This window comes from Leucobacter sp. CX87, assembly GCF_018682295.1.
In the GTDB taxonomy this organism is placed as follows: Bacteria; Actinomycetota; Actinomycetes; order Actinomycetales; family Microbacteriaceae; genus Cx-87.
On the sequence record NZ_JAFIRI010000006.1, the window covers coordinates 277324 to 300371 of the forward strand.

Here is a 23048-nt window from a genome sequence, read left to right on the forward strand (position 1 = left end):
CGATCAGGCCGAGACCGAGCTCAGGGCTGCCTCAACCGCGGCGACGATCTCGTCCGAATCGGGTTCGGTCGTCGAGCGGAAGCGTACGATGCGGGGCTCGCCGTTGCCTGCCGGGTCCGGCCACACGAGGAACTTCTCGAAGTTCCAACGCACGACGCCCGCGACGCCGTTCGCGTCCTTCGCGCGGCGGAGCGCATCGAACAGGGGCGCACGACCGCGACCGTTGACCTTGCCCTTGGCAAGCAGCGGGAAGGTCACCCCGAAGTTCAGCTGGCAGAACTCGGCGATATCGGCGTCGCTGCCCGGCTCCTGGCGCAGGAACTGGTTGCACGGCATCCCGACGACGGTCAGCCCCTGCGGCCCATACTTCTCGGACAATTCCTCAAGCCCGGCGTATTGCGGGGTGAAGCCACACTTGGAGGCGACGTTCACGACCAGGGCGGCGCCCGGCGCGATGTCCCCGAATCGGCGGGTTTCTCCGTTGGGCAGGGTCACGGGAGTATCTCTGATCGACATGACTTCAGACTATGCCCGCGGGCCCGGGCGATCCAGGATCCCCGGCGTAGACTCAGCGACATGGCACGATTCACCGATGAAACGGCGGCCCGCGAGGCCGGATATCTGATCACGCACGAGCCCGAGCGGCAGCGCTTCGTCCTCACTGCCCAGGGCGTCGAGGTTGGCGAGGCGCATTACTCGCCCCTTGCGAACGGCGGCTTCGACTTCGATCACACGGTGGTCGACCCGTCGCTGCGCGGCACCGGGCTCTCTGCGTTGCTCGTGCGGCACGCGCTCGCCGACGAGACGGTGTACGGAAAACCGTTGCAGGCATCCTGCTGGTTCGTCGCCGGCATGTTGGAAAAACACCCGGAGCTCGCGGGGCCCGCCTAATCAGGCGAGCCCGCACGAACTCCTTCGCCACTCGACGCTGAGTGCGCGACTGACCCCAGGCTAGAGCGTTCGCGTGACTGCGTCGAATCCGTCGAGGAACCGAGCAACATCCGCGTCGCTGAACACCAGCGGCGGGCGAATCTTGAGAACGTTTTCATAGGTGCCCGATGCACTCACGAGGATGCGTCGCTCCCGCAGCGCGCCGACGACGGCGAGCGCCGTCGATGCGTCCGGCTCGTCGCCCCCGGGCAGCACGTACTCGACGCTGAGAAAGAGCCCGGCGCCGCGGTTCTCGGCGACCGTGCGGCGCCCCGATCGCTGGGCCTGCGCGTCGCTGATCTCGGTGATGCCGGCCAGCAGCCGGGCGCCGGTTGTCGCGGAGTGCACGAGCAGCGCGCGATCCTCGATCTCGTCGAGCACGGCGGTGGCCGCAGCGATGCTGACCGGGTTTCCGGCGAACGTGTTGAAGTAGCGCGTGCTCTGCCCGAACGCGTCGAACAGCGCGCGCGAGCCCACGACAGCCGAGATCGGCACGCCGTTACCCATGGGCTTGCCCAGCACCACGAGGTCGGGAACGAAGCCGTGGCGGCTGAAACCCCACCACTCGCCCGTGCGCCCGAATCCCGGCTGCACCTCGTCGGCGATGTACAGGCCACCCGCCGCACGAACGGTGGCCGCGGCGCGGGCGAGGAAACCGGCAGGATCCAGCCGCAGGCCGTCGCTCGAGAGCACCGAGTCCACGATCATGCCCGCGAACGGGATGCCACGCTCGGCAAAGCCGGCGATCGCGCGCTCGATGTCGCTCACCCACCGCTGGAGCGCAGCCTCCCCACCCGGGCCGCGCACCGAGTCGGGGGCGTCGACGAGCGCGACGGTCTCGGGGATCCGGTTGTTCGCCCCGAGGCTCGGGGAAATCTCCGCGACCGCAGCGGTCGTGCCGTGGTAGGCGTTGCGGGTCACGATGATGCCCTGACCACCGGTGGCGTGACGGACGATCCGCAGCGCGAGATCGACCGCCTCGCTGCCCGTGCAGGCGTACATGACCTGGGTGAGGGGGTCCGGGAACTTCTCCGTGAGGCGCTCGGCATACTCCACGACCGCGTCCGTGAGGTAGCGGGTGTGCGTATTCAGCTCGCCGAGCTGCCGGGCGACCGCCGCCTGCACCCGGGGGTTGCTGTGCCCGACGGCGGGGACGTTGTTGTACGCGTCGAGATAGTCCCGCCCCTGTGCGTCGAAGAGATGGGACCCCTCGCCACGCACGAGGTGCAGCGGCTCGGAGTAGAACAGCCGGTTCGCCGCGCCGAGCACCCGCTCGCGGCGATCGAGCAACGCGGCCATGGCCGGATCGAGGTTCGTCGCGTGCTCGCGCGAGAACGCGTTCACCATCAGCGAGCGTTCGGCCCCGCTGTCTGCCGCGACGTGCGTGGGTGCGTCCTCGTGCTGCGTCATCGTGATAGTCCCGCCTCGTCGCTCGGTGTGGGTCCGCGGTGGCCCGCCCCCGGCAGGGCCGCGAATCTCAGATTGTTCACCAATATACATGACCTTCCCCTAGAATCAGGCTCAGCTTTCGCAATATTTCGGCGACATCGAGAACTATGCCACGCACAGGAGACACATGATCGAGCTCACCCTGACCCCCGCCGAGGCCACGGCGATCCTGCGGGGCACGCACGGCATCGCCGCCGAGTCGATGCGCCCGCTGGGCAGCGAGCTCGCCAGCACGTTCGCCGCGCAGAGCTCCGAGGGACGCCTCGCGGTCAAAATGCAGGGCTCGAGCCCAAGTGAAGCCCCCGTGCAACGCTGGCGCGCACTCGTCTCGGACGAACTCACCCGTCGGGGCCACCCGGTCCCCGCCCTACGCCAGGCCCTCGACGGCGGGCTGATCGCCGCTGCCACCCACGAGGGAACGCCGGTGCAGGTGCTCGCGATGGACTGGGTCGACGCCGCCCCCTACGGCGCCATCGTCGTCCCGGACACCTTCGGCGTCACCCTCGGCCGGGTCGCCGCACGGCTGCAGCACGATCTGCTCGAGATGCCCCGCCCGCCGCACGAGATTACGCACACCTGGGACTCACGCGAGAGCGCGGCCGTCATCGCCGAGCACCTCCCACTGATCGACGACGCAGAAATCCTCGCGGTGGGCGAGGCCGCGCTCGCCGTGCACGAGCAGCTGATCGCGCCGGTCGCGGACGAGCTGCCCCTCGCGCTCGTCCACCAGGATCTCCACGACTCGAACGTCCTCGCCACCGCGGCCGGCGAGGTCGCCGCCATCATCGACTTCGACGACATGCTCGTCGGGTGGCGGGTCGCCGAGCCCGCGATCGCGGCCGGGTATCTGGCGCGCAATAGCGCCGACCCGGTGCGCGCCGTCCTCGGCGTCGCCGAGGGCTGGGAGTCCGAGATCCCCTTCACCGACGCCGAGCGCCGCGCGTTCCCCGCAATCGCGACGGTGCGCCTCGCGCTCAACACCGTCGTCTGGCAGGCGCGCATGCAGAGCAACCGCGGGGCGTACGCCGGCGCCCGCTCGAACGGCTCCCTCGCGGCCTTCCGCGTACTCGCCGACTGGCTCCGGGCATGAACTCCCCCGCCCAGATTGCCCAGGCGCTCCGCACCCGCATCCTCGCGCTCGAGATCGCCCCGGGGTCGCCGCTGCGCGAGGTCGCCGTGGCCGAAGCTTTCGGGTGCTCACGCCGCACCGCCCGCGAGGCCCTCATGACCCTCGGCCACGAGGGCATCGTGCGACACGAGCGCAATCGCGGCGCGAGCGTGCGCAGCTTCACCCGGCTCGACGTGCAAGACCTGTACCGAGTGCGCCGCACGCTCGAAGCGCAGGGCGCCCGGGCGTGCAGAACGGCGCCGCAGGAGCTCCTCGACAACGTGCGCGACGCGTACGCCCGGCTCGAGGCCGCCGCGCGCACGGGCCAGGACTCCCCGGCTCATGCGTTCGCCGACGTGGAGTTTCACGCGTCGGTCATCGCGCTGCTCGGGAGCCCCCGTATCGACGCGTTCTTCGCGAACCTCTCGGTCGAGATGGTCTACGCGATTCGCCTGCTGCACCGCGACGAGGTCGAGTCCGCGGTCGGCGTGAGCGAGGCGCTCGCGGACCACCGCAGCATTGCGGATGCGATCGTCGCCAGGAACTCGACGCTGGCCCGGCGCGAGGTGCTCGCGCACATCGCGGAGAACGAGGCACGGCTGATCCGGCTCAGTACGGTCGCATCACCCCGGTGACGCCTTAGCCCTCGCGCGCTGGTTCGTCCTTGCGGCGGAACAGCCCGCGCTTGCCGCCTGACTCGCTGGCGGTCTTCTCCTCCATGAGCCGGGTGAGGTCCTGCGAGATCAGCTGCGCTATGCGGCCCTCGCGCTCCTGCTTGTACTCCTCGTCGCGGCCGCCGCCGTAGTAGGGGTGCGCAGCGCGCACCTTGAGTGAATCGCCGATCTCTTCCCAGGCCGCGTCGCGCGCACGCTTCGTGCTCTCGTTCAGATACTCGTCGTTCGCCGCGCGCTCGCGCAGTTCCTTGGCGAGGGTCTCGTAGACCTCTTGGCGGTGGCGCAGCGTCCGATTGTCGTCGTTGCTGTACTCAGACTCGCTCCAGGCACTGCGCCCGTAGTCGCGGATCTCGTCGCGCATGCGGCGGATGTGTTTCGCGTCACGCTCCCGCTCGTCCGCGAGCTCGGTGAGCGCGGTGCGGGCAAGGTCGCGAATCATCTCTTCGTCGTAGTCGACGTCGCGGCGCAGCGCGTTCATGATGATCGCGTTCTTGACATTCATGCGGACGGCGACGTCGGCGACCAACAGGCCCTGCTCGACGATCTCTTCAACGGGGGCGAGGACCTTGCGCGGAATACCGCGGAGAGATCGCCCACCTGGGCGCCGGCGCTTGCGTCGACCAAACATGGTGCCCCCTTGATGTGAATGATCACGAGATCTCGGGGCCGGTGCGACCCGAGGAACGCGAAGTACCTCCCTAGTATCTCGCACGTACACACGCGCACGGGGAACATTGCGCAGGACGTGCACAGATCGGACTGCCAAGATAGAACTCAGTGCCCGCGAGATACTCGCCGGCGGCGGACGAGGGAGCAGTACCCGCACAGCGACAAGACTGCCAGGAAGAGACTCCCGTGACGCTCGCGTGGGTAGTACTGATTGGAAGCGGCGTTCTCGAAGCCGTATGGGCCACTGCGCTGTCGCGCAGCAACGGCCTGAAGAAATTGTGGCCGACGGTCACCTTCGTCGTGTCGATCGTGGTGAGCATGGCGGGTCTCGCCTACGCGCTTCGCGAGCTCCCCGTGGGGACGGCGTACGCGGTCTGGGTGGGCATCGGAGCCGTACTGACCTCGGCCTGGGCGATCATCAGCGGGGCCGAGCGCGCGACGCTGCTGCGCGTCGTGCTCCTGGTCGGCCTGATCGCCTGCGTCGCCGGGCTGAAGGCGGTGAGCTAGATGTACTGGCTCATCCTCCTCATCAGCTCCGTACTCGAAGCTGTCTGGGCGATCGCGCTCAGCGAGTCCGACGGCTTCTCGCGCCCCGTTCCGACGATCGTGTTCGCGGTCGCTGTGACGCTCAGCATGATCGGGCTCGGCTATGCCATGAAGGGCATCCCCACGAGCGTCGCCTACACGGTGTGGGTCGGCGTCGGGGCAGCCCTCACGGTGACCGCTTCGATGCTCACGGGCTCGGAAGAGCCGTCGCCCCTCAAGCTCGTCTTTCTCGCGGGCATCATCGCCTGCGTGATCGGGCTCAAGTTTGCTCCCGCGGGCAAGCCGGCGGCCGAGCAGGCAGCCCCCGAAACGTCCGGGCAGGATCCTGCCCGCGCGAGCACCCCCAGCAGTGATGCGGGCGCATGAACGACCTCCTCGTCTCGGCCATTGCGCTGATCCGCGATCGCCGCGTGCTCATGGTGACCGCCCGCGGGCGTGACGTCTGGTATATGCCCGGCGGCAAGATTGACCCCGGCGAGAGCGGGGCCGAGGCCGCCGCGCGCGAGGCCTTCGAGGAGGTCGCGCTGCGCCTCGACCCCGCGCAGCTCGACGAGCTCTTCACCGTCGTCACGCAGGCGCACGGCGAGCCCGATGGCCGGCTCGTGCGCATGCGGGTGTTCGCCGCGTCCTCGCCCGACGAGCCGGAGCCGTCCGCCGAGGTGAGTGCGGTGCACTGGGCGGGCACCGCCGATCGCGACCGCTGCCCGCCCGCCGGGCACGAGGTGCTCGACCGGCTCGCGGCGCTGGGGCTGATCGACTAGCGTTCCCCGGGTTTCCGGGGAACAGCGCCATTCGGCGCACCCGCCGAATCGGTCTTAACTTAAATGTTCGGAGCACCGAACATTTGCGCAAGTACTACGCAAACATTATGGTTGACGCCATGAGACAACGTGCCTGGTGGAGCGCGGCGACGGCGACGGCCGCCCTGCTGCTTTCGGCGTGCGCCCCGTCCCCCGCGGGCACGCCGACGGCGACGCCAGGCGACGATCGCCCCGTCATCCTTGCCACGTTTACCGTGCTCGCCGACCTCGCGAGCGAGGTCGCTGGGCCCCACCTGCGCGTGGAATCACTGACCCGCGTGGGCGCCGAGATTCACGGGTACGAGCCCACCCCGGCCGACGTGGCCCGGGCGAGCGAGGCAGATCTCATCCTCGACAACGGCCTCGGCCTCGAGGCCTGGTTCGCGCAGTTCGTGCGCGACTCCGGCGCGCCGCACGCCGTGCTCTCGGCGGGCATCGAGCCGATCGCGATCGCGGGCGGCGAGGCAGCTGGGCACATCAACCCGCACGCCTGGATGTCGCCGGAGAACGCCGAGCACTACGTCGAGAACATCGTCGACGCGTTCAGCGAGCTCGACCCGGCGCACGCCGCCGACTACCGCGCCAACGGTGACGCCTACCGTGCGAAGATCGAGTCGGTGTTCGCCGATGCCCAGGGGCGCATCGACGCGCTCCCCGCCACCGACCGCACCCTCGTCACCTGCGAGGGCGCGTTCAGCTACCTCGCCCGCGACCTCGGCCTCTCCGAGCACTACCTCTGGCCGGTGAACGCTGAGCAACAGATCACCGCGCGACGCATGGCCGCCGTCATCGATGCGGTGCGCGCCCAAGACGTCCCCGCGGTGTTCTGCGAGTCCACGGTCTCTGACCGGGCGATGCGCCAGCTCGCCGACGACACCGGCGCAGCGTTCGGCGGCACCCTGTACGTCGACTCGCTGTCCGCACCCGACGGGCCCGTGCCCGACTACCTCTCGCTGCTCCGGGTGAACCTCGACACGATCGCGACCGGGCTGAGCACGAACCGCACCGCCTCCCCATCGGAAGGAACCGCCCCATGAGCCACGACTCCCCCGCACGGGTGGCGCCTACAGGCCCACCCGCGATCGACATCCAAGAGCTCTCCGTGCACTACCCGGGCGGGGCGAACGGCACGATCGCGGCGCTCGAACGCGCGACGCTGACGGTGCAGCCCGGCCGCATCTGCGCACTCGTCGGCGCGAACGGGGCCGGGAAGTCCACCCTCTTCTCGGCGATCATGGGGCTCGTCACGCCCGCGCACGGCAGTGTCAGGCTGTTCGGCGAACCGCCCGTCGTGGCCCGCCGCGCCGGGACGCTCGGCTATGTACCTCAAAGTGAATCTGTCGACACGACCTTCCCCGTCTCGGTGCGCGACGTGACCCTGATGGGGCGATACGGGCAGCTCGGTTTCACCCGCCGTCCGGGCCGGGCCGACAAGGCCGCGGTGGCCGACGCGCTCGCCCGCGTCGAACTCACCGACTTCGCGGACCGGCAGTTGGGCCGGCTCTCCGGGGGCCAGCGCAAGCGCGCCTTCCTCGCCCGCGCGATCGCACAGGAGGCCAGGATCCTGCTGCTCGACGAGCCCTTCGCGGGCGTCGACAAGCGCAGCGAGGCGACCATCACCCGCGAGCTGCGCGCCCTGGCCGCGAGCGGGGTCACGGTGCTCGTCTCGACCCACGACCTGCAGGCGCTGCCGGGCCTCGCCGACGAGGCCGCGCTCATCCTGCGAAGCGTGCTCGCGCACGGCTCGCCGGAAGAGGTACTGGCCCCGGGCCCGCTGGCCCGGGCGTTCGGGATCGACGTGTTGGCCGGAAGCGAACGGGGCGAGCGATGACCGCGATGGAGTTCCTGCTCGAGCCATATTCCTACGAGTTCATGCAACGCGCGCTCGTCGCGACGCTCGCCGCCTCGGTGGTCTGCGCGCTGCTCTCATGCTGGCTCGTGCTGATCGGCTGGTCGCTCATGGGCGACGCGGTCTCGCACGCCGTGCTTCCGGGGGTCGTGCTCGCCTACATGGTCGGCGCACCATTCGCGCTCGGCGCGGTGGTCTTCGGGTTTCTCTCGGTCGGCCTCATCGGCGCCGTGCAGTCGCGCACGCCGATCAAAGAGGACGCCGCGATCGGGATCGTGTTCACGACGCTGTTCGCGCTCGGCATCGTGCTCATCTCCGTAGTGCCGAGCCAGACGGACCTCACGCACATCATCTTCGGCAACCTGCTCGGGGTCGGCCCGTCCGAGCTCTGGCAGGTGCTCGGGATCGCGGCGTTCGTCGCGGCGGTGCTCCTGCTGAAGCGCCGGGACTTCACGCTCTTCGCGTTCGACCCCACCCACGCGCACGCCATCGGGCTGCGCCCCAAGCTGCTCGGCACCGTGCTGCTCGCCCTCCTCGCACTCACCGCCGTCGTGGCGCTCCAGGTGGTCGGCGTGGTGCTCGTCGTGGCGATGCTCATCATTCCCGGCGCGACGGCGCAGCTGCTCACCGACCGGTTCGCGGTGCGGCTGGTCGTCGCGCCGCTGTTCGCGGCGATCTGCGGCGTCGTGGGGCTTACGGTCAGCTACTTCACGAACACGGCGCCCGGCGGCGCGATCGTGCTCGCGCAGGGCATCGCTTTTCTGCTCGTGATCGGCGGCCGCGCGGTGAGCCGATCCGTTCGGGCGCGCGCCCGCCAGCGGGCCGCGATCGCGGTCTAGCCGTGCGTTCTAGACCAGTCTGAAGCGCGCCGAACCCGGGTCTGCCGGGGCCAGGATCCGCGCCACGCGGTCCTCGCTCACGTCCTCGATGCGGGCCGGCTTCCAGCCCGGTTGTCCGTCCTTATCGATCACCGCGGCACGCACCCCCTCGAGGAAGTCGTCCCGCTGCATCAGCCGGGGCAGCAGGCGCAGGTCGTCGTCGAGCACCTCCGCGAGCGTCAGCCCCTCGTCGCGCGTGTGCCGCAGCTGGGCGATCGTCACGACCACCGCGGTCGGGCACATGAGCCGCACCGTCCGCGCGGTCTCTCGCGCCGCCTCACCGCCCCGTTCGAGCGCCCGCAGGAGCAGCACCGCGGCCTCGACCGGCGCCCGGTGCTCGTCGGCCAGCGCCTCGTCCGCAATCGGATCAAACCACTCCCGCGCCCGCAGGAGCATCGACTCCGGCGCCGGTTCGGCGAGCGCCTCCACGGCGAGCGCGGGGTCGTCCCCGGCCGCGAGCCGCTGGCTCAGCTGACCGATCCGGGTGCTCGGCACAAAGTAGTCCGCGAAGCCGAGCGCGAGCGCGTCGCCCGCGGTCATCGACCCCGCGGTGATCGCGAGCAGCTCGCCGAGCCGTCCTGGTGCGCGCGCGAGCAGGCGGTGCCCGCCGACGTCGGGCACGATGCCGATGCGCACCTCAGGCATCGCGAGGCGGCTGCGCTCGGTGACAATCCGGATGGCGGCGTGCCCGGTGAGCCCGATGCCGCCGCCCATCGTGATCCCGTCCATGACGCCGACCACGGGCACCGGCGAGACATGCACCGCATAGTCGGTGCGGTACTCGGTGCGGAGGAACTCTTCCGCGAGCGCCGGCCCGTCCCCCGCCATGCGCTTGATGTCCCCGCCGCCGCAGAACCCGCGCTCCCCCGCGCCATCCAGCAGGATCGCCGAGCTGCCGTCGGCCTGGGCCGCCGTGAGCCCGGCGGTGATCGAGTGCAGCATCGGCACCGTCAGCGCGTTGATGACGGCCGGCCGGTTCAGCGTGATCCGGGTGAGCGCGCCCGTGCGGCTCACCAGGACGGGCGCCTCGGCGGCGGTCGGGGTATTCGATGGTTCGGCGGCATTCGATGCGGCTGCGGCGTGCGTCGTCATTGAGATCCTCTCGCGGGTACCTCCACGCTACCCGGTACTCGCGCGCCCGGCGGCTAGGGCTGCGGGTGCCGAGCGTCGTAGGCGAGGAAGCTGCGATACGAGCGGGCGAGCACCAGCATGAGTGCGACGATCGCGAGCCCGCCGATCAGCGGCGGCGCCCACAGCGCGACCGCGGTGGCGAGCAGTCCGGCGTAGAGGTCGCCGACCCGGGGGCCGCCCGCAACCACGACGAAGAAGATCCCCTGAAGGCGTCCGCGCATGTCGTCCGGGGCGGCGGCCTGCAAGATGGTGCTGCGGAACACGGCGCTCACCTCGTCCGCGGCGCCGGCCGACGCGAGCGCGAGGCAGGCGAGCGCGAGCGGGAGAATGCGGACCGCCTCCCCCTCGCCCAGGTGGCCGAACAGCATTGCGCTGCCCAGCACCGCCCCAAATCCGGCGATCGCAACGCCGTACGCTGCGATCGCCTGGGTGACTGCTCGGCCCTGCCGTTGCACCCCGCCGAGCCGTCCTGAGAACACCCCGCACAGGAGCGAGCCGATCGCATAAGACGCGGTGAGCAGACCGACGGTGACCGCGCCTCCGCCCAGCACGAGGGCGCCCGCCGCGGGGAACACGACCCGCGGCTGGCCGAGCGTCATGGCGACGATGTCGAACAGGAACGTGGCCCGGATATTGGGGGCAGCTCGGAGGAAGTTCCAGCCCTCGACGAGCGAGCCGAGCCCTGGCCGTGCGGCGTTCCCCTCGGGCTCGATGGCCGGCAGCGACGCAATCCCGAGGAACGCGGCGGAGAACAGCAATACGTCGATCAAGTACGTCCAGGCGTAGCCGACCCCCGCCACGGACAGTCCGGCAATGGCGGGGCCCAGCGTGACCGCGAAGCCGTGCCCGATACCACTGAGGGCCGCAGCGGCCGGCAGCAGTTGGAGCGGCAGGATGCGGGGCAGGATGGCGGATCGGGTCGCCCCCAGGATCGTCGCGGCAGACGCGTTCACTGCGGCGAGCGCGTAGTACGGCCAGGTCACCTGCACGTCGAGGAAGGCGATCACCGTCATCGTGCCGACCGACCCCCAGGCCGCGATCGCGGTGAAGAGTGCGAGCTTGCGGCGGTCGAACACGTCGGCGAGCATGCCGCCGTATAGGCCGGCGACGATCATCGGCCCGATCGCCCAGAGCGCGACCAGCGCCACGGCGAGCGTCGACTGAGTGAGGTGATAGATGTGTAGACCGACGGTGACGACGGTCACCTGCGCGCCGATGCCGGCGATCGACGATCCCGCCCAGAGCCGAGCGAACGCGGGGCTCGTGCGCAGGGGCGTGAGGTCTGCGAAGAAGCCGCGACGCGATCGATTGGCTGCGTCGTCGGCTGCGCCGGGTTCCCCACTCATTCGCCCCAGTCTGCCGCAAACTCCGCGCGTTCGCCCCACGGGCAGGATCCTGCCGCTCGACACCCGCCCGCGCCGCGTGCCGGGCGAGACCTCGCGGTGCCCGGCGCTAGCCTGGATGGGTGATGGATGATCGCTACGGAAACGATGTGCTGGCGGGCTTCAAGACGCGACGCGGGCCGACGGAGCGCACCCCCGTGGTGCTCGCACGCGGACTCGTGATCGAGCACACCGAGTCCGAGTTCTGCGGCGCGGTCGTCGCGGCCCGGCAGGGCTTTGTCGACCTCGAGGACTACCGCGGCAAGGTGCGCACGTTCGCGCTGACCGACGGGTTCCTCATCGACGGCAAGTCGGTGGCGCTGCAGATGCCGAAGGCCGCCCCCGCCGCGCGCAAGCGCACGGCATCGGGGTCGTTCGCGGTCGCGCAGGAGCGCGCGAAGGTCGCGATGCCGAGCCGCATTTTCGTGGAGGGCAAGCACGACGCCGAGCTCATCGAGCAGGTCTGGGGTGACGACCTCCGCGTCGAGGGCGTCGTCGTCGAAATGCTGCAGGGCGTCGACCACCTGGCCGACGTGCTGCGCGAGTTCGGCCCGGGGCCAAATCGCCGCGCCGGCGTCTTGGTGGACCACCTCGTCGCGGGCAGCAAGGAGACCCGGCTCACCACCGCGGCGATCGCCCCGTACCGCGGCACCGTGCACGTCGTCGGCCACCCCTACGTGGACATCTGGCAAGCGGTGAAGCCCGAGCGAGTCGGGCTCGTCCAGTGGCCCGTGATCCCCCGCGACATCGAGTGGAAGAAGGGCATCTGCCTCGCGCTCGGGTGGCCGGCGGACGAGCAGGCCGACATCGCGCAGGCGTGGCAGCGCATCCGGGGTCGGGTGCGCAGCTTCCGCGACCTCGAGCCGAGCCTGGTCGGCAGGGTCGAGGAACTCATCGACTTCGTGACGCTGCCGCCGCAGTAGCGGACTCTCCGCCGCCGAACAGCTTCTGCGGCGTACGATGAGACCAGAGGGCGCCGCAGACGCTACGCCCATTGAGTGTTCTCGGAAGTGATGAATGCCTGGACCGGTTTTCCTCCTGATGCCGCAGTGGCAGGGATCTTCGTCGTCGCGGGCCATGCGCATCGTCGACGGCGCGAACGCCCTCCGCGGCGACCTGCCCGCCTCCGCCCTGCACGAGGTGGCCGTGCCGCTCGAGGCGGGTGACTCGCTCGGCACCCCGGCGCTTCGCCTGAGCAGCCTGCTGCAAGCCCGCGCCTCGGCGAGTGAGGTACTGCGCTCGCTCGTCTCGCCCGCGATCACGCTCGGCGGCGACAGCGCGTCCTCCCTCCCCGGCCTCGAGCACGCGATGGCGCGCCACGGCGCCGAGCGCGTCGCCGTGCTGTGGTGCGACGCCCACGCCGACTTCCAGCACCCCAGCACCTCGCCGTCGGGGGCGGTCTCGCCGATGGCGCTGCGCACCGCGATGGGCGACGGGGTGAGCGAGCTGCACTTTGCCGCTCCGCTGCCCGCCTCGCTCGTGGCGCTGCTCGGCACGCGCCAGGTCGACGAGGACGAGCAGCACGAGCTCGACGTCCGTGGCATCTCGCCCGTCGACCACGTCGAGCCCGAACTGCCGAGCCGCTTGGGCGAGCGGCTGCGCTCCATGGGCGCCACTCACCTGTACGTGCACATCGGCCTCGACGTGCTCGACCCGTCCGAAATCACCGGCGTGCACTCCCCCGTGCCGTTCGGGCTCACGCTCGCACAGCTCACCGCCGCGATCAGCGAGGCTGTCAGCGTGCTGCCACTCGCGGGCGCCGCGATCTGCGAGTTCGCCCCGGCAAGCGAGGAAGAGGCAGCCGACGACATTCCGACCGTGCTGCGCCTTCTCAGCGCGCTCACCTCGGGCACCGCGAAGCACGGCCGCGCCGCGTGACGCACGAAGAACCGCGCCGCGTGGCCGAATCACGCCCGCTCCCCGGCGCCATCCTGGGCTACTGGTACGCGACCCTCGTGGGGCTGGTGTGGGGTTCGCTCCTGAGTACCGGCAGGATCGAACGACACGGGAGGCTCTTCGTCTTCCGTGGCCTCCCGAAGTGGGCGTTCGGCCGCGGGGGCAACTGCGTCGGCGCGTGCTACCTCACCGACCAGAACGTCACCCCGGATGTGCTCGAGCACGAAGAGGTGCATCGCCAGCAGTGGCGGCGGTACGGGATGGCCATGCCGATCCTGTACTGGTTTGCCGGCCGCGACCCGCTGAAGAACCGCTTCGAGATTGAGGCCGGGCTCGAAAAGGGTGGGTACGTGCGGCGAGGTGTGCCGGTCACGAAGCGCTAAGCGCGCGCGGCGCCAAACCCCGCGCCGGTACGCAGCGCCGTTCCCGGCAGGCCGTGGCCCTCACAGAGCAGGTGGCCCAGCTCGTCGATGAATGCCGCGTCCGACCCGGCGACCCAGGCGACGACGCGTGGCTCGGACGGGTCGTCGCGCTCGCTATCGCAGAGCATCTCGCTTGCCCAGGCGTGCACCGTCTGGAGTGCGGCCGCAGCCGCCCCCTGCTCGGCGCGGCGCACCCGGACCGTCACACTCATGCGCGAGGGCAGCGCGAGCGGGGCGATCTGCTCCCCCGGCTCGGCGACCACAATGACCCGGCCGTGCGCACAGATCGGCAGCATCGCAAGGGTCAGGCGAAGATCATCGAGGTCGGCGCTCTGCGCGACCACCAGGTACGACGGAATCGCTCTGGTGCGCACGCGGCGCAAACGTCGAACTGATGCAGTCATATCCGCTTCAGTATAGGTGAGGCTGCCCTTACCTCGCCACTGGGAGTTCCCTGGGGCACCGAGCCCGCATAGGCTGCACGCATGAGTTTCGATGTCGCAGACGATTCCACGAACGAGTTCCGCTTCCTCGCGAGCGATGCCGCGGGTGTCGGCCTCTCGGGCCCCCTGCCTGAGGTGCGCCGCGTGAGCGTCCCGTTGCCGGACGGCCGCCAGCTCAGCGCGCTGCGGTACGGCGACGAGCACGAGGCGCCCGAGTTCGTCCTGCTGCACGGGATGGGACTCAACGCGCACTCCTTCGACCCGACGGCGCTCGCGCTCGGCCGCCCGGCGCTCGCGATCGACCTCGCGGGTCACGGCCGCTCGGACTGGCGAACGGACGCGAACTACCGCCCCGATCTGCTCGCCCAGGACATCGTCGTGGCACTCGACGCGCTGGCGTCTGGCCCCGTCGCGCTCGTCGGGCACTCGCTTGGCGCCCTCACCTCGATCGTCGTCGCGGCGCTTCGCCCCGACGCGGTCAGGAGCCTCGTCATCGTGGACCTCACCCCCGGCGTGACGCCGGCGTCAGACGCGGCCGGCATCACCGAGTTCATCGCCGGGCAGCGCGCCTTCAACACGATCGACGAGATTGTCGACCGCGCGGTCCAGTTCGGCATCGGCTCGGACCGCACGGCGCTCACGCGCGGGGTCGCCCTGAACACCCGGCTGCGCGCGGATGGCAAGCTCGAGTGGACGCACCACTTTGCGCACCTGCTCCCGGATCCCAACAACCCGGCGGAGGTCGAGGCCGCCGCGAATGCCGCCCGGGAGGCTGGCAGCACTCCCGCCGACCCCACCCAGCCCTACGCGGGCCTCTGGGCGCCGCTCGAAGAGTTCGCGGCCCCCGTCTCCCTCATTCGCGGCACCACGGGCATGGTCTCGGACGCGATGCTCGCCGAGTGGCGCAGGCGCCTCCCCCGGGCGGCAGATTTCGACCTCGACACGGGGCACAACGTCCACGAGCAGGATCCGGTCGGGCTCGCTCGCCTGCTCACCGGAATCGCACAGCAAGTCACGGACCGGTAACACCGGGGTCACAGTGTGACAACGAGTGTCGGTCCCGCTGGCGCAGCGCCGCGCGCCGGGCGTACGCTATCGAATCCGACGTCCGCGCAACGCTGCGCTCCGTCCGCCAGTTCAATTGACCTGTGCGCGGCCGTCCTCTGAACGGTCGACGCGCGCCACCCAAGGAGCACACCGTGACCGATCCCCTCGCCGGCGTCGACCAGACGCCCGAGCCGCAGTCGTCGCAGACGGCCTACCGCAAGCGCACCAAGTCGAAGCGCCCGCTGATCATTGGCGCCGCCATCGTGGTCGTCGCGGCCGTCGCCGTCGCGATCGGCTTTGCCGTGAGCCGCCCGGCCGGGACCACGGGGGCTGACGCGAAGTCAGAGCTCACGGTCGGCCTGCTGCTCGAGCCGACGAACCTGAACGTCCGCGAGACCGCGGGCGTCGCGCTCGACCAGGTCCTCGTCGACAACGTCTACCAGGGCCTCGTCGGCCTCAAGTCGGGCACGCTCGACGTCGAGCCGGTGCTCGCCGACGCCGTCGAGACGAGTGACGACGGGCTCACCTACACCTTCACGCTGCGCGACGACGTCACGTTCCACTCGGGTGCAAAGCTCACCGCGGACGACGTGGTCGCCTCGCTGAGCTCCACGCTCGGCGATACCGCCGTCGTGTCCGCCCCGGACGCCGCGACCGTCACCGTCGTGCTGCCCGAGCCGGACAGCCAGCTGCTCTGGCGCCTCGCGGGCCGCGAGGGCCTCATCCTTGAAGCCGCCGCCACCAACGACCTGAACAACACCGCCAATGGCACGGGCCCGTACACGCTCGAGCGCTGGAAGCAGGGCGACAGCATCACCCTCGCGAAGAACGCGACGTACTGGGGCGAGCCCGCGACCCTCGACCGCGCGATCTTCCGCTACATCCCGGACGGCAAGGCCGCGGTCAACGCCGCGCTCGAGGGCGAGCTGGACGTGCAGACCGCCGTGCTCTCTGACTTGCTCCCCGAGTACGACGGCAACGAGGACTTCACCCTCGTGCGCGCCGCGAGCACCGACGTGTTCACCCTCGCCTACAACAGCGCGCGCGAGCCGCTGAGCGACCCGCGCGTGCGTGCGGCGCTGAGCATGGCGATCGACTCGGACGCCGTGATCGAGCTGCTGAACGGTGACGGCCTGCCCCTCGGCGGCCCCATCACCGAGATCGAGCCCGGCTACGAGGACCTCACCGCCGTGAATGCGTACGACCCCGAGGCCGCGCGTGCGCTGCTCGCCGAGGCCGGGCAGCAGAACCTGAGCCTCACGCTCACCGTGCCGAACTTCTACGGCACGACCGTGCTGGACCTCCTCGTCACCCAGTTCGCCGACGTGGGCGTCAGCCTCAAGGTGAACAGCGTCGAGTTCCCGACCTGGCTCGAGGATGTGTACACGAACCACGACTTCGATCTCAGCTACGTCGACCACGCCGAACCGCGGGACTTCGCCAACTACGCGAACCCCGAGTACTACTTCGGCTACCAGAACCCCGAGGTCACGCGCCTGATGCAGGAGTCGATCAACTCGCTCGACCCGAAGGCCGCGGACGAGCTCATCGCCGAGGCCGCGCGCATCGTCGCGGACGACGCCCCGGCCAAGTGGGTCTACAACTACACCCCCTCCAACGCGGTCGGCACGCACGTTCTCGGCTTCCCCGAGAGCAACACCAACTCGCGAATCAACCTCGAAGGCGTCACAATCAAGAAGTGACCCGTTTCCTCGTAGTCCGCGCGCTGACGCTGGTGCTCGGCTGGACCCTGGCGAGCCTGATCATCTTCGTCACGCTTCGCCTGCTTCCGGGCGACGTGGCGCAGGTGATCGCGGGCACGCAGGCAACACCCGAGCGCATCGCTGAGCTGCGCGCACAGCTGGGGCTCGACCATCCGTTGCCCCTGCAGTACCTCGACTGGATCGGCGGGGTACTGCAGGGCGACATTGGCACCTCGATCGTGACGGGCACCCCCATCGGCGGCGAGCTGCTCGAGAAGGCGCAGGTCACCATCCCGCTCACGATCGGCTCGCTGGTCTTCGCGCTGCTGTTGGCCTTCCCGTTCGGCGTGCTCGCCGCGCTGCGCCACGGGCGCGTCACCGGCCGTCTCATCTCGGCGCTCAGCGTCGTCGCCGCGGCGGTACCCGTCGTCTGGGCGGGCCTGCTCGGCATCGTGTTGTTCTCCACCTGGCTCGGCTGGCTACCCGCGCAGGGCTTCCCGCGCGACGGCTGGGACGATCCCGCTCAGGCGCTGCGCTCGCTCGTGCTGCCGATCCTGACCATCGGACTGATCGAGGGCGCGATCCTGTTCCGCTTCGTGCGCAGCGCGACCCTCGACGCGCTCGGGGCCGAGCACGTGCGCACCGCCCGGGCACAGGGCCTCACCCGGGTGCGCGCGCTTATCTCGCACGGCCTGCCGGGCGTCGGCCTCTCCATCGTGTCGATGCTGGGCATCCAGGTCGCCGGCCTGCTCGTGGGCGCCGTCGTCGTCGAGCAGCTGTTCAGCCTGCCCGGCCTTGGGCGCATGCTCGTCTCGGACGTCGGCAATCGCGACCTCGTCAAGGTGCAGAGCACACTCCTCGTGCTCACCGGCGTCGTGCTCGCCATCGGGGCCCTGGTCGACGTCGTGCACCGCGCAATCGACCCCCGGCTCAGAAACGCGACCTCGTGAGCGCGCCGCACTTCGAGGGCGCGCGCGCCGCCGCCCCCGCAGGATCCGCGGGGACCCGCCTCGATCCCAGCCGCGCAGGCGGCCTCGGGCCGTTCCGCCGCGTGCTCGCCCAGCCGGGCGGCGCGGCCGCCGTCGTGATCCTGTCGCTCGTGGTGCTCGCCGCCCTCGTCTCGCTCGTCTGGCTGCCGCACGACCCGAACCACGCCGACGCCTACCGGCTGTGGCAGGGACCGTCGTGGGAGCACCCGCTCGGCACCGACGGCAGCGGCCGCGACATCGCCTCGCGCCTGTTGGCCGGCAGCCGCATCACCGTGCTCGTCGCGCTCGGCACCGGCGTGCTCGCGGGGCTGCTCGGCCTCGTGCTCGCCGCCCTCGGCGGGCTGACCCCCAAGGCCGTGCGCGAGCCCGTCGCCGTGCTCATCGACGTGCTCGTCGCCTTCCCCACCCTGCTGCTCGCGATGATGCTCGCCGCGGTCTACGGCGCCGGAATCCCCGTCGTCATCGCCGCCGTGGGCGTGGGCTACGGTGTCGCGATCGGCCGCGTCGTGCGCGCCGAGTTCCAGCAGGTCGCCGGCGCCGAGTTCGTGCTCGCCGCCCGCGCCGCCGGTCTCTCGCGGGCCGCGATCTTCCGCCGCCACCTGCTGCCGAACGTGTTCCCCGTGCTCGCGGTGCAGCTGTCGCTCTCGGTCGGTCTCGCGGTGCTCGCCGAGGCCGGGCTCAGCTACCTCGGCTTCGGCGCCCCGCCGTCGGTGCCGTCGTGGGGCCGCATGCTCGCCGAGACCCAGCGCTACATCGGCGTGCACCCTGAGGCGGTGCTCTGGCCGGGCCTCGCGATCACCCTCGTGGTGCTCGCCTGCTACCTGCTCGGCGACGCCCTGCGCGACGCCCTCGACCCGTCGCTGCTGCGCCGCGCGCGCGGCCAGGCCGGCAAGATCGCTGCGCGAAAGGCGGCCGCATGAGCGACACTGGGCTTTCCCTCACCGTCACCAACCTCTCGGTGGCCATCGGCGGCCAGCCGCTGCTGCACGAGATCACCTTCTCTCTGCCCGCGGGCGGCCGTCTTGGGCTCATCGGCGGCTCGGGGTCGGGCAAGACGCTCACCGCGCTCGCCATCGCCGGGCTGCTGCCCGAGGAGGCCGAGGTCGGCGGGTCGATCCGGCTGGGCGAGGTCGAACTCGTCGGTATGAGCGAGCGCGACCTCGCGGGTGTACGCGGCGACCTGATCGGCATGGTGTTCCAGGAGCCGCGCACCGCGCTCAACCCGATGCGCCGGCTCGGCCGGCAGATGACCGAGGCCCTGGCCCAGCACTATGAGCTCGGCCGTGCTGAACGCGCCGACGCCGCGCGCTCGCTCGCCGCCCGCGTCGGGCTTGACGACCCCGAGCGCATCATCCGGGCCTACCCGCACGAGGTGTCTGGCGGCCAGCGCCAGCGCGCGGCGATCGCCGCCGCTATCTCGGCCAGGCCCGGGCTCCTCCTCGCCGACGAGCCGACCACCGCGCTCGACGTCACCGTGCAGCGCGGCATCCTCGCCCTGCTGCGCGAGCTCTCGGCCGGCGAGGGGCGCACGCTGCTCTTCATTTCGCACGACCTGGCCGTCATCTCCGAAGCGACCGACCACGTCCTCGTGATGCACGAGGGGCGCATCGTCGAGCGCGGCGCAGTCACCGCTATCTTGGCGGCCCCCGAGCACCCGGTGACGCGCGCGCTGATTGCGGCGGCGGACCCGACGTACGTCGTCACCCCGGAGGACCGCGCATGACCGCCCCCGCACCAGCGCCGACACCCGCACCGGACCTTGCACCGGCGGGATCGGTCCTGTTGTCGGGGCGCGACCTCGTGCAGACCTATCAGGCCCACGGCGGAGCGCTCTTTCGGCGGGCGCCCCGCGTGCGCGCCCTCGATGGCGTGAGCGTCGAGATTCCGCGCGGCGCGGGCGTCGCGATCGTCGGCGAGTCCGGCTCGGGCAAGTCGACGCTCCTGCGCCTGCTGCTCGGGCTCGAGCGGCCCGAGGCCGGCACGGTCGCCTTCGACGGGCGCGAGGTGGTGGCGAAACGCTCCGATCGCCTGCTCTGGCTGCGCAGCAGGACGGGCATCGTCTTCCAGGATCCGTACGCGTCGCTCAACCCCCGACGCACGATCGGCCAGACGGTCGCCGAGCCGCTCGAGGCGATCGGTGCCCCGGGCGACCACGCGGCTCTCGTGCGCGCGATGCTCGCCCGGCTCGATCTCCCCGAAGACACGGCCGAGCGCTACCCCGCGGAGTTCTCGGGGGGCCAGCGACAGCGGATCGCGCTTGCCCGCGCGCTCGTGCACGGCCCCGACCTACTCGTCGGAGATGAGCCCGTCAGCGCCCTCGACGTTCTGGTACGCCGCCGCATTCTCGAGCTCCTCGCCGAGCTGCGCGCCGAGCTGGGCCTCACCCTCCTCACGGTGACACACGACCTCGGGATCGTGCCCGACCTCGCCGAGCACATCATCGTGATGCACCGCGGGGTTGTCATTGAATCGGGGCCCGTCGAGCAGATCCTGGGCGCGCCTCGAGAGCCCTACACGCGCGCGCTCGTTGCGGCGATCCCGCGCCTGCCCGGGCGCACTCCCTGACCAATACCTACTGTTTCACGGTTTCTGCAAATCCCCGGGATTCCCTGCCAAGATGGGGGCATGACCACTCGTGAACGCCTCATCCCGATCGACGGCACCGCCAACTTCCGCGACCTCGGCGGCTACCGCGCCGACGGCGGATGGACCAACTGGGGCGCACTGTTTCGTTCGGACGGCCTGCACCGGGTGAGCGAAGCGGGTCAGTCAGCCCTCGTCGACCTGGGCGTGAAGCGCGTCATCGATCTGCGGGACGCGGCGGAGCTCGAGATGTCTCCCGATGCCGAGATCCTCGGCGCAGAGGCGATCCACCACCCGATCTTCGCGAGCGCGCGCGAGCACGTCGCGGCAGAGCTCGGGATCATGGAGCTCACCGAGGTAATCTACCTCTCACACGGCGACACCCTCACGGCAGCGGTGCGGCTGCTCGCCGACGATGTTTCCGGCGCGACGCTCTTCCATTGCACCGCCGGAAAGGACCGCACGGGCGCGGTTGCGGCCCTCACGCTGACCGCCGTGGGCGTCGATCGCGACGACGTGCTTGCGGACTACGAGGTGACCGCGGCGAACCTCGCCGGCCCCTGGCTCGACGCACATCTCGAACTGCTGCGGTCCTTCGGGGTGACGCTGACTCCGAAGATTCTGGAACTCGTCGGCGACAGCCCCGCCCCCGCGTTGGAGCGCGCACTCGACCAGGTGGAGTCGCGCTTCGGATCGGTGCGGGACTATCTGTTCGAGCACGGCCTCACCGAGGCGGAACTCGCGCGCCTGCACGCGCGGCTCGTCAGCGCCGAATAGGCCCTGCCCGCAGCACCCGTCGCTCGCCCGCGGTGATCGCGGTCTCGAGGCGATTGCTGGCCGCCGGCATGGGGCACAAGTAGTGGTCGCTGAACGAGCACGGCGGCAGGTAGGCGCCCGAGAAGTCGAGCGTGATGACGCCGTCTACTGCGGGGCCGATGCCGAGGAAGCGGAAGCGGTGCCCGCCGTCCCGGGCAATACCGTCCGCGAACACCAGCGAGAAGCCGTCGTCGTCCCGAGACACCACGAGGTTCGCTCGCTCGCCACCGGGCAGCTCAATCTCGACCGTGCCATCGAGCGACGCCGAACGCGAGGTCCCGTCGACGCTCTGCACGGTGCGCGTCGCGCCGTCTGGGGAAGGCACGAACCGCCCGGACACCACCCAACGCCCGGGGGCGTCTACGAAGCGTTCGATCCCCGTCAGCGTCGTGCGGCTCTCTGCCATCGGGTCGAGCACGCGCAGGGCGATCACCCCGTCGCGCTGGTGCGCTTTCAGTACACGCCCGCCCGCCTCGGCCGTCTCGCCGGGGGCAAGCACCCACTCGGGCGCCCCGCCGTCGGACAACGTACCCACCGCGCAGCTACCCTCGGCGCGCCAGAGCCCCGGCGCGCCGTCGACGGGGCGGGCCTCGTCATCCAGCCACTGCGTGATGCGCAGCGAGGCGAGTCCGAACGGACCCGCGACCTGCGCCCAGCGCTCGGGCGTGACCTCTGTCGTCAGGGTGGCGCTGGGCGATGGGCTGGATGCGTGCGTCATTGGCGTCTCCGGGTGTGTCCGCCGCGGGCATGCGGCGGAGTCTTGCGTGGTGGTGGTGGGTCGCCTACTCGGCCCCGTGCGCCTGACTGAGGCGGGCGAGGATGACGGCGCGGAGGTCGGCCGGCGCGGGCTCGGTGCAAGCGCGCCGCACGGCCTCGGTGAGCAGCTTCGAGACGCGCTCTTCGTCCCGGCAATCGGGGCAGTGCGCGATGTGCTCGCGCACCTCGGTGAAGTCCGCGCTGCAGAGCTCGTTGCGCACGAACTCCTCAAGATTCTCTTGGGCCTTGGCGCAACCGCAATCGCCGGTCTGCGCGTCGGCGCGGATCTCTCCGGTCATCGCGCCGCTCCTTCCGTGTTCTGTGGTGCGGCATTCTGTGGTGAAGCAACGGCGAACCCCTGCTCCTGCGCGTAGCCGGCGAGCAGCTGCCGCAGCTGCTTGCGCCCGCGGTGCAGGCGGCTCATGACCGTGCCCGTCGGGGTCTTCATCATGTCCGCGATCTCCTGATACGAGAACCCCTCGACGTCGGCCAGCACGACCGCCATGCGGAACTCCTCCGAGAGCTGGCCGAGGGCCTCGGTGATGACGGCGGACGGGGTGCGATCGATCGCCTCAGCCTCGGCCGAGCGCGATGACGTCGCCGTCGTGGATTCCGCCCCGCCGAGCTGCCAGTCCTCGAGCTCTTCTACGACTCCGAGGTATGGCTCGCGCTGGCGCTTGCGGTACCCGTTGATGTAGCTGTTCGTCATGATTCGGTACAGCCAGGCTTTGAGGTTCGTGCCCTCGGCAAACGAGGCGAACGCCGAGAACGCCTTGAGGAATGTCTCTTGGACGAGGTCTTGCGCGTCACTGGGATTGCGCGTCATCTTCATGGCAGCCCCGTACAGCTGATCCAGGTAGGGAAGCGCGTCCCTCGTAAATCGAGCCTCGAGTGCTGCCGCAGACTCCTGCGTGGTCTCGCTCATGAAGCCCGATCCTACGCGCTCCGCGACCATGCTCGGCATCAGGCTCCTCTGA

General features: G+C 70.5%; 28 protein-coding genes and 1 riboswitch. Of the genes, 19 read left to right on the top strand and 9 right to left on the bottom strand.

The window, feature by feature from the left end:
- Positions 1-3: 3 nt before the first annotated feature.
- Positions 4-516 carry a glutathione peroxidase gene (locus KOE53_RS10485; protein ID WP_188044604.1) on the bottom strand — a complete coding sequence of 171 codons (513 nt, stop codon included), beginning with the start codon at positions 514-516 and terminating at the stop codon, positions 4-6.
- A gap of 60 nt (positions 517-576) precedes the next feature.
- Here KOE53_RS10485 and KOE53_RS10490 point away from each other — a divergent pair, with 60 nt between their 5' ends.
- Positions 577-891 (top strand): GNAT family N-acetyltransferase, encoded by a 315-nt coding sequence (locus tag KOE53_RS10490; protein ID WP_188044605.1) that lies wholly within the window; start codon positions 577-579, stop codon positions 889-891.
- A gap of 60 nt (positions 892-951) precedes the next feature.
- Here KOE53_RS10490 and KOE53_RS10495 read toward each other — a convergent pair whose 3' ends face one another.
- The gene (locus tag KOE53_RS10495; protein WP_251364288.1) at positions 952-2340 is read right to left on the bottom strand and encodes an aspartate aminotransferase family protein; all 1389 of its coding nucleotides are present in this window, start codon (positions 2338-2340) and stop codon (positions 952-954) included.
- 166 nt (positions 2341-2506) lie between these two features.
- Here KOE53_RS10495 and KOE53_RS10500 point away from each other — a divergent pair, with 166 nt between their 5' ends.
- Together KOE53_RS10500 and KOE53_RS10505 are read left to right on the top strand one after the other, a co-directional pair.
- Positions 2507-3469 carry a phosphotransferase gene (locus tag KOE53_RS10500; protein ID WP_188058432.1) on the top strand — a complete coding sequence of 321 codons (963 nt, stop codon included), beginning with the start codon at positions 2507-2509 and terminating at the stop codon, positions 3467-3469.
- Positions 3466-4122, top strand: coding sequence for a GntR family transcriptional regulator (locus KOE53_RS10505; protein ID WP_188058433.1), 657 nt, complete (start codon positions 3466-3468; stop codon positions 4120-4122). The genes KOE53_RS10500 and KOE53_RS10505 overlap by 4 nt, the downstream gene beginning before the upstream one ends.
- A 4-nt stretch (positions 4123-4126) precedes the next feature.
- Here KOE53_RS10505 and KOE53_RS10510 read toward each other — a convergent pair whose 3' ends face one another.
- Positions 4127-4789 (bottom strand): asparagine synthase, encoded by a 663-nt coding sequence (locus KOE53_RS10510; protein ID WP_188044608.1) that lies wholly within the window; start codon positions 4787-4789, stop codon positions 4127-4129.
- Between the two features lie 150 nt (positions 4790-4939).
- Positions 4940-5005, top strand: a riboswitch (guanidine-III (ykkC-III) riboswitch).
- Between the two features lie 11 nt (positions 5006-5016).
- Between KOE53_RS10510 and KOE53_RS10515 the strand changes: the two genes are divergently transcribed.
- The 6 genes from KOE53_RS10515 to KOE53_RS10540 all read left to right on the top strand — a co-directional run bounded on the left by KOE53_RS10515 (position 5017) and on the right by KOE53_RS10540 (position 8864).
- Entirely contained in the window at positions 5017-5337 is a 321-nt protein-coding gene (locus KOE53_RS10515; RefSeq protein ID WP_188044609.1) for a DMT family transporter, read from the top strand.
- Entirely contained in the window at positions 5338-5742 is a 405-nt protein-coding gene (locus KOE53_RS10520) for a DMT family transporter (protein WP_188058434.1), read from the top strand.
- On the top strand, positions 5739-6137 hold the full coding sequence (locus KOE53_RS10525; protein WP_188058435.1) for an NUDIX hydrolase: 399 nt from the start codon (positions 5739-5741) through the stop codon (positions 6135-6137). Before KOE53_RS10520 ends, KOE53_RS10525 begins: the two co-directional genes overlap by 4 nt.
- Before the next feature lie 119 nt (positions 6138-6256).
- Positions 6257-7213, top strand: a complete 957-nt coding sequence (locus KOE53_RS10530) for a metal ABC transporter substrate-binding protein (protein ID WP_215401697.1) — start codon at positions 6257-6259, stop codon at positions 7211-7213.
- Entirely contained in the window at positions 7210-8007 is a 798-nt protein-coding gene (locus KOE53_RS10535; protein WP_188058437.1) for a metal ABC transporter ATP-binding protein, read from the top strand. Before KOE53_RS10530 ends, KOE53_RS10535 begins: the two co-directional genes overlap by 4 nt.
- The gene (locus KOE53_RS10540) at positions 8004-8864 is read left to right on the top strand and encodes a metal ABC transporter permease (RefSeq protein WP_188044614.1); all 861 of its coding nucleotides are present in this window, start codon (positions 8004-8006) and stop codon (positions 8862-8864) included. The genes KOE53_RS10535 and KOE53_RS10540 overlap by 4 nt, the downstream gene beginning before the upstream one ends.
- A gap of 9 nt (positions 8865-8873) precedes the next feature.
- Here KOE53_RS10540 and KOE53_RS10545 read toward each other — a convergent pair whose 3' ends face one another.
- Together KOE53_RS10545 and KOE53_RS10550 are read right to left on the bottom strand one after the other, a co-directional pair.
- A complete protein-coding gene (locus KOE53_RS10545; RefSeq protein ID WP_188058438.1) occupies positions 8874-9995 on the bottom strand; it encodes an enoyl-CoA hydratase/isomerase family protein in 1122 nt (373 codons plus the stop codon).
- Positions 9996-10048: 53 nt separating this feature from the next.
- Complete coding sequence (locus KOE53_RS10550; RefSeq protein WP_188058439.1) at positions 10049-11380, bottom strand: MFS transporter; 1332 nt, start codon at positions 11378-11380, stop codon at positions 10049-10051.
- A gap of 122 nt (positions 11381-11502) precedes the next feature.
- Between KOE53_RS10550 and KOE53_RS10555 the strand changes: the two genes are divergently transcribed.
- From KOE53_RS10555 to KOE53_RS10565, 3 genes are all read left to right on the top strand, one after another.
- Positions 11503-12339 (top strand): DUF3097 domain-containing protein, encoded by an 837-nt coding sequence (locus KOE53_RS10555; RefSeq protein WP_188058440.1) that lies wholly within the window; start codon positions 11503-11505, stop codon positions 12337-12339.
- A gap of 94 nt (positions 12340-12433) precedes the next feature.
- The gene (locus KOE53_RS10560) at positions 12434-13294 is read left to right on the top strand and encodes an arginase family protein (protein ID WP_188044617.1); all 861 of its coding nucleotides are present in this window, start codon (positions 12434-12436) and stop codon (positions 13292-13294) included.
- A gap of 20 nt (positions 13295-13314) precedes the next feature.
- A complete protein-coding gene (locus KOE53_RS10565; RefSeq protein ID WP_188058441.1) occupies positions 13315-13695 on the top strand; it encodes a Fe-S oxidoreductase in 381 nt (126 codons plus the stop codon).
- Here the strand turns inward: KOE53_RS10565 and KOE53_RS10570 are convergent.
- Positions 13692-14138 (bottom strand): hypothetical protein, encoded by a 447-nt coding sequence (locus KOE53_RS10570; RefSeq protein ID WP_188058442.1) that lies wholly within the window; start codon positions 14136-14138, stop codon positions 13692-13694. The two genes, KOE53_RS10565 and KOE53_RS10570, sit on opposite strands and share 4 nt — an antisense overlap.
- 81 nt (positions 14139-14219) lie before the next feature.
- Here KOE53_RS10570 and KOE53_RS10575 point away from each other — a divergent pair, with 81 nt between their 5' ends.
- The 7 genes from KOE53_RS10575 (at position 14220) to KOE53_RS10605 (ending at position 21276) form a co-directional block, all read left to right on the top strand.
- Entirely contained in the window at positions 14220-15203 is a 984-nt protein-coding gene (locus KOE53_RS10575; RefSeq protein ID WP_188058443.1) for an alpha/beta hydrolase, read from the top strand.
- A gap of 173 nt (positions 15204-15376) precedes the next feature.
- Positions 15377-16927, top strand: coding sequence for an ABC transporter substrate-binding protein (locus tag KOE53_RS10580; protein ID WP_353055636.1), 1551 nt, complete (start codon positions 15377-15379; stop codon positions 16925-16927).
- Entirely contained in the window at positions 16924-17877 is a 954-nt protein-coding gene (locus KOE53_RS10585; RefSeq protein ID WP_188044621.1) for an ABC transporter permease, read from the top strand. The genes KOE53_RS10580 and KOE53_RS10585 overlap by 4 nt, the downstream gene beginning before the upstream one ends.
- Positions 17874-18836, top strand: a complete 963-nt coding sequence (locus tag KOE53_RS10590) for an ABC transporter permease (RefSeq protein WP_241095544.1) — start codon at positions 17874-17876, stop codon at positions 18834-18836. Before KOE53_RS10585 ends, KOE53_RS10590 begins: the two co-directional genes overlap by 4 nt.
- The gene (locus KOE53_RS10595; protein WP_188058444.1) at positions 18833-19639 is read left to right on the top strand and encodes an ATP-binding cassette domain-containing protein; all 807 of its coding nucleotides are present in this window, start codon (positions 18833-18835) and stop codon (positions 19637-19639) included. Before KOE53_RS10590 ends, KOE53_RS10595 begins: the two co-directional genes overlap by 4 nt.
- Entirely contained in the window at positions 19636-20481 is an 846-nt protein-coding gene (locus KOE53_RS10600; RefSeq protein ID WP_188058445.1) for an ATP-binding cassette domain-containing protein, read from the top strand. Before KOE53_RS10595 ends, KOE53_RS10600 begins: the two co-directional genes overlap by 4 nt.
- A gap of 60 nt (positions 20482-20541) precedes the next feature.
- Complete coding sequence (locus tag KOE53_RS10605; RefSeq protein ID WP_188044624.1) at positions 20542-21276, top strand: tyrosine-protein phosphatase; 735 nt, start codon at positions 20542-20544, stop codon at positions 21274-21276.
- On the opposite strand, the gene KOE53_RS10610 is transcribed toward KOE53_RS10605, so the two are convergent.
- The 3 genes from KOE53_RS10610 to KOE53_RS10620 form a co-directional block, all read right to left on the bottom strand.
- Complete coding sequence (locus KOE53_RS10610; protein ID WP_188058446.1) at positions 21263-22033, bottom strand: DUF1684 domain-containing protein; 771 nt, start codon at positions 22031-22033, stop codon at positions 21263-21265. The two genes, KOE53_RS10605 and KOE53_RS10610, sit on opposite strands and share 14 nt — an antisense overlap.
- Before the next feature lie 64 nt (positions 22034-22097).
- The gene (locus KOE53_RS10615) at positions 22098-22370 is read right to left on the bottom strand and encodes a zf-HC2 domain-containing protein (protein ID WP_188044626.1); all 273 of its coding nucleotides are present in this window, start codon (positions 22368-22370) and stop codon (positions 22098-22100) included.
- Positions 22367-22996 (bottom strand): sigma-70 family RNA polymerase sigma factor, encoded by a 630-nt coding sequence (locus tag KOE53_RS10620; protein WP_188044627.1) that lies wholly within the window; start codon positions 22994-22996, stop codon positions 22367-22369. The genes KOE53_RS10615 and KOE53_RS10620 overlap by 4 nt, the downstream gene beginning before the upstream one ends.
- Positions 22997-23048: the final 52 nt, after the last annotated feature.